Origin of the sequence: Streptomyces xylophagus (assembly GCF_000716435.1) — a bacterium.
GTDB lineage: Bacteria > Actinomycetota > Actinomycetes > Streptomycetales > Streptomycetaceae > Streptomyces > Streptomyces xylophagus.
This window is the reverse complement of sequence record NZ_JNWO01000142.1, coordinates 1-454: the sequence shown is the minus strand read 5'-3', so window position 1 is coordinate 454 and position 454 is coordinate 1. Positions and strand designations below refer to the sequence as shown.

At 59.5% G+C, this 454-nt stretch carries 1 rRNA gene; it reads left to right on the top strand.

Annotated features, from left to right (window positions below):
• Window positions 1-89 (top strand): 16S ribosomal RNA (locus tag OO70_RS50690); the annotation flags it as partial.
• Window positions 90-454: the final 365 nt, after the last annotated feature.

The following is a 454-nucleotide window of genomic DNA, read 5'->3' as shown; positions in this document are numbered from 1 at the left end:
GGAGGGAGCTGTCGAAGGTGGGACTGGCGATTGGGACGAAGTCGTAACAAGGTAGCCGTACCGGAAGGTGCGGCTGGATCACCTCCTTTCTAAGGAGCACTTCTAACCGACTCCCTTCGGGGTGAGGTCAGAGGCCAGTGCATCGGCGAACGTCCGGTGCTGGTTGCTCAAGGGTGGAACGTTGATTATTCGGCCAGGGTCTGGGTCACAGGCTTGCGAGTACTGCTCTTCGGGGCGTGGAAAGCATGACCTGCGGACAGGAACTGGTCGGGCACGCTGTTGGGTGTCTGAGGGTACGGCTGCAAGCCGCCTTCAGTGCCGACCCCGGTAAAGCATCGTGTAAGCGGTGTGTGACGGGTGGTTGGTCGTTGTTTGAGAACTGCACAGTGGACGCGAGCATCTGTGGCCAAGTTTTTAAGGGCGCACGGTGGATGCCTTGGCACCAGGAACCGAT